The sequence below is a fragment of the Streptomyces sp. NPDC050704 genome (genome assembly GCF_040654355.1).
Lineage (GTDB): Bacteria > Actinomycetota > Actinomycetes > Streptomycetales > Streptomycetaceae > Streptomyces.
Window position 1 is genome coordinate 1 of sequence record NZ_JBFAHW010000225.1, and the last position, 7,168, is coordinate 7,168.

A 7,168-nucleotide genomic window follows, 5' to 3' on the forward strand; every position below is an offset into this window, starting at 1 on the left:
GAGCGTGCCGTCCGACACGTCGACGGCGTCCGGGGTCGCCTCGGCGACGTCGCTGCGGCGGGCGTACGCGTCGAAGAGGCGGTCCTTGCTCTCCATCACCTCCGACGGCGAGCAACTGCTCGGCGTGCTGCACACGCCTGGTCCCGGCTCCGGGCCCTGGCCGGTCTGTCTGATCTACGAACCCGGCAATCCGGGGCAGCGCGTGGACATCCATGAGTGCGGCACCCTCCTCGCCCACGGCGGGGCCGCGCACGGGCTGCCCGTCTTCCGCTACGACAGCCGGGGCACCGGCGTGAGCGACGGCTGCTTCACCCACACCACCTGGAGCCGCCGCCTGGCGGACCTGCGAGCGGCCGTGCACGAGCTGCGCGCCCAGGGGGTGGCGGAACGGTTCGTCGTCGTCGGCAACAGCGCGGGCGCCCGGCTCGCCGCGATGGCCGCGCACGACCTGCCCGCCGTCGTCGGCGCCGTCCTGTGGGGGCCGATCCTCAGCGAGGAGGAAGGGGAGGGGCCCGCGCCCCGGCTGCGACGCGTCGACGGCACCCTGGCCGCCGCCTGGTGCGGTCTGTGGCTCGGCGTCTCCTACACCCGAGATGACCGGGCCCACGACTACCCCGCGCTGCTGCGCGACAGCCAGGTGCCGGTGTGCGTCGTCTACGGCACCGAGGAGCTGGCGCACCCCGACCGCATGACCCGCCTCATCCTCGACGAGGCCGAGCATCGTCCCACCTGGCGGCTGAGCGTCGTCGACGGCAGTCATGGCTTCTCCGCGAGCGGTCTGGCCGCAGCCGTACGGGCCACGACCGCGTGGACGGCCACCACCTTCATCCCCGGCGACACCCCGCAACCATCCGCGTCCCCCACCGTGTTGGAGGCCCCCGCCCATGACCGCTGACCGCTCGGACCGTCCCACCGAGGAATCCGCCCCGCGACCCGCCGGCGCCGAATCCGGTCTCACCCCGGGCCGCCCCCCGCGCCGCAGCGAACGCCGCCCGGTGGCCGAACGCCCGGCCACCGAAAGCCCCCGGGCCCAGCGCACCGCCGACCGCGCCCGCCCACCGCAGTGGCGCAAGCCACCGCTGCGGATCGAGCAGAGCGAGTGCATCAGCTGTGACGCCTGTGTCGAGGCCTGTCCGTCCCAGTTCGGCGCGGTCTTCAACCTCGGCCGCGGCGGCATGGCGATCCTGCCCGAACTCTGCTCCGGCTGCGGCGCCTGCCTGCCACCGGTGTGCCCCGTGGACTGCATCTACCCGGACGAGGAGTGGGAGCCGGCCCCCGAGCAGTGGTGGCAGGAGCCGCTCGGCCCGCGGGACCCCTATGTCCTCGACGACGGCACCCGCCGTCCCGCAGGGCTGCCGACCCGGATCCGCCGCTGGTGAGCGGGGACCGCGACACCGAGGAGCCGACGATGCGCGACGTTGCCGCCGTGGTGAAGGCGTACGACATACGAGGAGTGGTGGGGGAGGAACTCGACGAGGAGCTGGCCGAGACCTTCGGGGCGTGCTTCGCGCGCCTGGTGCCCGAGGACGAGGTGGTCGTCGGACACGACATGCGCGCCTCTTCACCGGGCCTGGCCGACGCGTTCATCCGCGGCGTGCTCGGCCAGGGCAGCGATGTCCTGCGCATCGGCCTGGCCGGCACGGACATGGTCTCCTACGCCTCGGGGGTGCTCGGCCGCCCCGGCGCAATGATCACCGCGAGCCACAACCCGCCCCGCTACAACGGCATCAAGCTGTGCCGCGCGTACGCCGAACCCATCGGCTGGGACACCGGCCTGCGCACGCTGCTGCACCTGGCGCGCGGCCCACGCGCCAGGCCGCCGCGCGCCGGGACCGGCCAGGTCAGGGACCAGCCGGTGCTCGCGGGCTACCGGGACCACCTGCTCGCGCTCGCCGCGCCGGACACGGCCCCGGTGCGGCAGATCACGGCCGTGGTCGAAGCGGGCGGCGGCATGGCCGGACTCACCGCAGCCACTGTCCTGGGCGCGCTGCCGGTCGACGTGATCCCGCTGAACTTCGGCGTGGACGGCGACTTCCCGCAGCCGGACGCCGACCCGATGAGGCCCGGCTACACCGCGGCGCTCCGGGATCGTGTCCGGGCGGCCCGCGCCGACGTGGGCTTCGCCTTCGACGGTGACGCCGACCGCTGCGTGGTCGTCGACGAGCGGGGCGAGACGGTTGCGCCGAGCGCCGTCGGCGCCCTCCTCGCCGAGCGTGCCCTCGCCCGCGAGCCCGGCGCCGCCGTCGTGCACAGCGCGGTGACCTCCCGGTCCCTGCCCCACGCCGTGACCGCGCTCGGCGGCCGCGCGGTGCGCTCCCGCGTCGGTCACTCGTACATGAAGCGGGAGATGGCCCGCACCCGGGCCGTTCTCGGCGTCGAGCACTCCGCGCACTGCTACTTCGGCCGGTTCTGGAACGCGGACTCCGGACTCCTCGCGGCCCTCCACGTCCTCGCGGCCCTGGGCGCCACCCACCAGCCGGTGTCCCAACTCGTAAGCCGCCGTACCCCGTACACCACCCTGCCGGAGACCGCGATCCGGGTCGCAGAGCCCGACGCACGGCTGCGGGAGGTCGCCCGCGCCGCCGGAGCCCGGCCGGACACCACCTGCGACTGGCTGGACGGGCTCACCGTGCGGCGCGCCGACGGCGCCTGGTTCAACCTCAGGCCCTCGAACACCGAGAGCCGCGGCCTGCTGCGGCTCAACGTGGAGGCCCGCGACGAGCACACCGCGACGTCCTTGCGCGCCGAGGTGCTCGACCTCGTCGAGACCCCGCCGACCCGGCCCCGGCCGGCCCGGTCCCGGCCCGCGCCACCCAAGTCCCCGCCCACGTCCCCCACCACGCCACCCAGTCCCCGAGCGCCGCACACCCCTGCGGCACCGGCACAGGAAGGAGTGTGATCACCCCGTGACCACGACCGACGACCCCACCCCGGCCGAGCGGCCGCAGACCGACCCGGACGAGGGCGAGTCGACGGCCCGGCTGTGGCAGCTGGCCTTCGGCTCCATGCCCGCCCAGATCATCCACGCCGCCGTCCGCCTCGGCCTGCCTGACGCGCTGGCCGAAGGCCCCCGCGGCTGCGCCGAACTCGCCCGCTCCTGCGGCGCCGACGAGCCGTCGCTGCGCCGGCTCCTTCGTGGCCTCGCCGGTACCGGCGTCGTCGCCCCCGACGGTGGCCCCGACCACTATGTGCTCACTCCCATGGGACGCCCGCTGCGCACCGACGTACCCGACTCGCTCGCCGCCATGGTGCTGCTCTTCGCCGGAGAGGCCATGTGGCGCAGCTGGGGCGATCTGGCCGAGACGGTCCGCACCGGAAGCAACGGCTTCGAACGCATCCACGGCGTGCCCTACTTCACCTACTACGCCCAACGCCCGGACGAATATGCGCTGTTCAACGCCGCGATGGGCGAGGACACCAAAGCCGTCGGCCCGGCCCTCGCCCAGGGCTATGACTTCTCCTGGTGCAAGACCGTCGTGGACATCGGAGGCGGCAACGGCGCCCTGCTCAGCTGTCTGCTCGGAGCCCATCCCCACCTTCAGGGCATCGTGTTCGACCAGCCCGAAGGCAGGGCGCAGGCCGGCGAGGCGCTCGCCGAGGCCGGTCTGGCCGAGCGCTGCTCGGTGGTGGCCGGGGACGCCTTCCACAAGGTGGTGCCGGGCGGCGACCTGTACGTGATGAAGAGCGTCCTGCACGACTGGGACGACGACCATGTGCGCACGCTGTTGCGCAACTGCCGCGCTGTCATCCCCGACGACGGCCGGGTCCTCGTGATGGAGCCGCTGATGCCGCCCCTCACGGAGGACCTCGGGCCCGCCCACGGCATCGTCACCACCGACATGGACCTCCTGGTGACCACGGGCGGTCGCGTCCGCACCGAGGCGGAGTTCGCGGAGCTGTTCGCGGCCGCCGGATTCCGGCACACCCTGACGCGCAAACTCGCCGACCACGGCCACCTCGAAGCCCAGTACCACAGCATCGTCGAGGGCGTGCCCGCCTGACCACGCCCCCGACGCACGTCAAGTCCCGGCGTACCCGAGCCAGTTGCCCACCTCGTACCCGACACCTCGTACCCCGAGAAGGACGGACCCTCGCATGCCCGAGACCGAAGACCGCACACCCTACGGCGGGCCCTCGCCCGCGGACTACGCGCTGACGATGCAGCGTGCCGCGGCCGCCGCGGTCGCTACCGCCGACGGCGGCCACGCCCCCGACCCGCGCACGGCGGGGGAAAGCACCGCGCGCCTGTGGCGCCCCCTGGTCGCCGCCGCCTGCGCCGAGGCCGGCGCCCCGGCACCACAATGGACCCTGCCCGCCCACCTGGACTCCGACGTCGGCGCCCTGCAGATCGACGGCGACGACACCATCATCCGGCCCGAGATCGCCGAGACCCGCCGCTGGGAGGCGGACGAGGACGCGGCGATCCGCAAGACCGTGACCCCCGGCACCACCGTCCTGGACATCGGCGCGCACATCGGCTACTTCAGCCTCCTGATGTCCCAGCTCGTCCAGTCCCACGGCAGGGTCGTCTCCATCGAGGCCGACGCCTGGAATCACCAGCTCCTGCTGCAGAACCTGGTGCGCAACGGCGCCTCCAACGTCACGCCGGTGTTCGCCGCGGCCGGCGAGCGGTCCGGCATCGCATACCTGCGCCGCGACAAGGACGGCAACACCGGCGACCACCGCGTCCTGGACGAGCCGGCCGAACTCGGCCACCCCGTACCGGTGATCGCCCTCGACGACATCCTCGACGGCGTGCCCGAGATCGACTTCATGAAGGTCGACCTGCAGGGCGGCGACCACCTCGCCATCCTCGGCATGCGGCGCACTCTGCGCCGCTGCCGCCCACGGCTGCTCGTCGAATTCTGGCCGCCCGGCATCCGCGAGCGCGGCGACGACCCGGTGGAGGTGCTGCGGATCTACTCCTCGCTCGGCTTCACCCGCGAGATCGTCGACGACCTGGCCATCGACCCCGGGCTGCCCGACGCCGAGTTCGTCCGTGCCGCGGAGAACACGGAGCGCGAGTTCGTGAACCTCTTCCTGACGCCCGGACCCGCCTAGCCGCCCCGAGTGCCGCGACTGCCGCCGCCCTCGGCACGCGGCGGCGGTCGCGCCCGGCCCCGCGCCGGGACTTCGGTGGATTGGAGCCACCATGAGCACCGCACAGCCCCGCGCCACCGCACCCGTACCCGCGCCCCTGCCTGAGCCCGCCGCCCGTCTCCCGAGGAGCACACCCCCGCACACGCCCGCGCTGCTCCTGGATTCCGGGGGTGTCCTGATCCTGCCCGACGGCGCGGTGCTGTCCCACTACGGCAAGCGGCTCGGGCTGCGCCTCGACCCCGTCACCGCACGGCACGCCGTGGCCCTCGCGGCCCGCGACCTCGACCTGGCGGCCGGACCGGATACCGGCCCGCAGGCGTTCGCGCACCGCTGGTCCGCGCACGCCGGATGCTCGCCCGACGCCGCCGAGTCGCTGTGGCGGACGGTCCGCCGCGAGGTGGACGACACGGTGCTGTGGAGCGTCGTGAACCCCGAGGCCGTGCCGTTCCTCGACGCCCTGCCCCCGCGGGTGCAGCGGTACGTCGTCAGCAACGCCGACGGCCGCGCGCACGCCGAACTCGCCCGGGCCGGGCTCCTCGACCGGCTCGACGGCGTCCTCGACTCGTCCGCCGTCGGCATCGCCAAACCCGACCCGAGGATCTTCCGGATGGCGGCCGTGGCCCTCGGCCGCCCCCTGGAGCAGTGCCGCTACGTCGGCGACACCCTCGACGGCGCCCCGCACGGCCTTCCCCCCACGGTCCTCTACGACCCTCTCGGCATCTATCCGGACGACGCCGCGCGCTACACCCGTATCCGCCGGCTGTCCCAACTCCTCGACTCCGAGCCCTAGTTCACAACCTTGCGCAACGAGGCCGAACACGGGCGAGGCCGAACAAGAACAAGGACGACGAACAAGGCCGGCAAGGACAAACGCAAAGGACTGGACATGGACATACCTGGAGACACTCCCGGCGACACGCCTGGTGCCGCCCCGCACGCCGTCGTCACCGGAGCCGCCGGGTTCATCGGATCGCACCTGGTGACCGGGCTGTTGTCCGCGGGCTGCCGGGTGACGGCCGTGGACGTCGTCCCGTGGACCTCGGTGCACCGGGTGCGGGCCGCCGGCCCGCACGCGCACCTGCGGTACCACGAGGCCGACCTGCGCGACACCCGCACGCTCCGCGGACTCACGAAAGACGCGCGCTGGATCTTCCACCTGGGCGCCAACACCGAGAACCGCTCCTGGGCACAGTCCGGCCGCGCCGACCTCGACACCACCGTGACCGGCACCGTCGCACTCCTCGAAGCGCTCGTCGACCATCCCCCGCAGTGTGTGGTGATGACCTCGAGCCAACTCGTCTACGGCGACCGGGCCGCGCACGACGTACCGCTCACCGGGCGGCCCCCGCGCCCCGCGACCCGGTTCGGCGCGGGCAAGGCCGCCGCCGAGGCGTTCCTGTGCGCCGCCGCCCACGAGACGGGGTTCCACGCCGTCGCCGCCCGGCTCTCCAATGTCGTCGGCGCGGGGATGAGGCGCGGCATCATCCACGACTTCGTCGGCAAACTGCGCCAGGACCCGACCCGGCTCACGGTGCTCGGCGACGGCAGCCAGCAGCGCAGCTACCTCCATGTCTCCGACTGCGTCAGCGCGTTGACGACACTCGCCGAGGCCGCCGGTGGCCGGTCCGCCACCGAACGGGCGGGATTCGAGGCGTACGACGTGTGCAACACGGACGCCACCGCGGCCGCCGACGTGGCCCGGATCGCCGTCGCCGAATTCCCCGGCGCGGACGGCGAGATCCTCCTCGGCTCCGGACAGCGCGGCTGGAAGGGCGACATCCCCACCGTTCGCGTCAGCCCCCGGCCGCTGCTCGACCTCGGCTGGCAGCCACGCCTCACCTCATCGGCAGCCGTCCGCACGGCGCTGCGTGAGATCATCGCCGAGGGCCCGCTCGAACCGCCCGCCGCACCCGTACCGCCGGCGCCCGCCGCCGGGGGACCTGTGCACCGGCACGGCTCGTCCGCCTACCTCGGGGCGCGCCATGCCTGATCCGCACGCGAGCCGGACTTCGCCGGTGACCCCCACCGCGCGCACCGCGCCGACGACACGGGCGGCACCCGTGGCGCG

Annotated in this window: 7 protein-coding genes; all 7 read left to right on the forward strand. The window is 73.8% G+C overall.

The genetic code is table 11. From position 1 onward, the window contains the following. Nucleotides 1-85 precede the first annotated feature (85 nt). The 7 genes from AB0I18_RS51110 to AB0I18_RS51140 all read left to right on the forward strand — a co-directional run bounded on the left by AB0I18_RS51110 (nucleotide 86) and on the right by AB0I18_RS51140 (nucleotide 7,090). Nucleotides 86-895, forward strand: coding sequence for an alpha/beta fold hydrolase (locus AB0I18_RS51110; protein WP_363112732.1), 810 nt, complete (start codon nucleotides 86-88; stop codon nucleotides 893-895). After that, the gene (locus AB0I18_RS51115) at nucleotides 885-1,379 is read left to right on the forward strand and encodes a 4Fe-4S dicluster-binding protein (RefSeq protein WP_363112733.1); all 495 of its coding nucleotides are present in this window, start codon (nucleotides 885-887) and stop codon (nucleotides 1,377-1,379) included. Before AB0I18_RS51110 ends, AB0I18_RS51115 begins: the two co-directional genes overlap by 11 nt. A gap of 29 nt (nucleotides 1,380-1,408) precedes the next feature. Further along, a complete protein-coding gene (gene manB, locus AB0I18_RS51120) occupies nucleotides 1,409-2,899 on the forward strand; it encodes a phosphomannomutase/phosphoglucomutase (RefSeq protein ID WP_363112734.1) in 1,491 nt (496 codons plus the stop codon). 7 nt (nucleotides 2,900-2,906) lie between these two features. Then, the gene (locus AB0I18_RS51125; RefSeq protein ID WP_363112735.1) at nucleotides 2,907-4,001 is read left to right on the forward strand and encodes a methyltransferase; all 1,095 of its coding nucleotides are present in this window, start codon (nucleotides 2,907-2,909) and stop codon (nucleotides 3,999-4,001) included. 94 nt (nucleotides 4,002-4,095) lie between these two features. Beyond that, complete coding sequence (locus tag AB0I18_RS51130) at nucleotides 4,096-5,061, forward strand: FkbM family methyltransferase (protein ID WP_363112736.1); 966 nt, start codon at nucleotides 4,096-4,098, stop codon at nucleotides 5,059-5,061. A gap of 91 nt (nucleotides 5,062-5,152) precedes the next feature. Then, nucleotides 5,153-5,890: an HAD family hydrolase gene (locus tag AB0I18_RS51135; RefSeq protein WP_363112737.1), complete on the forward strand. Its 738-nt coding sequence runs from the start codon at nucleotides 5,153-5,155 to the stop codon at nucleotides 5,888-5,890. Nucleotides 5,891-5,986: 96 nt separating this feature from the next. Then, nucleotides 5,987-7,090, forward strand: a complete 1,104-nt coding sequence (locus tag AB0I18_RS51140) for an NAD-dependent epimerase/dehydratase family protein (RefSeq protein WP_363112738.1) — start codon at nucleotides 5,987-5,989, stop codon at nucleotides 7,088-7,090. Nucleotides 7,091-7,168: the final 78 nt, after the last annotated feature.

Excerpts from the sequence above, each read along its gene's own strand:
- AB0I18_RS51135 (WP_363112737.1), top strand. The coding sequence starts at position 5,153 with ATGAGCACCGCACAGCCCCGCGCCACCGCACCCGTACCCGCGCCCCTG.
- AB0I18_RS51115 (WP_363112733.1), top strand. The coding sequence starts at position 885 with ATGACCGCTGACCGCTCGGACCGTCCCACCGAGGAATCCGCCCCGCGA.
- manB (WP_363112734.1), top strand. The coding sequence starts at position 1,409 with ATGCGCGACGTTGCCGCCGTGGTGAAGGCGTACGACATACGAGGAGTG.
- AB0I18_RS51130 (WP_363112736.1), top strand. The coding sequence starts at position 4,096 with ATGCCCGAGACCGAAGACCGCACACCCTACGGCGGGCCCTCGCCCGCG.
- AB0I18_RS51140 (WP_363112738.1), top strand. The coding sequence starts at position 5,987 with ATGGACATACCTGGAGACACTCCCGGCGACACGCCTGGTGCCGCCCCG.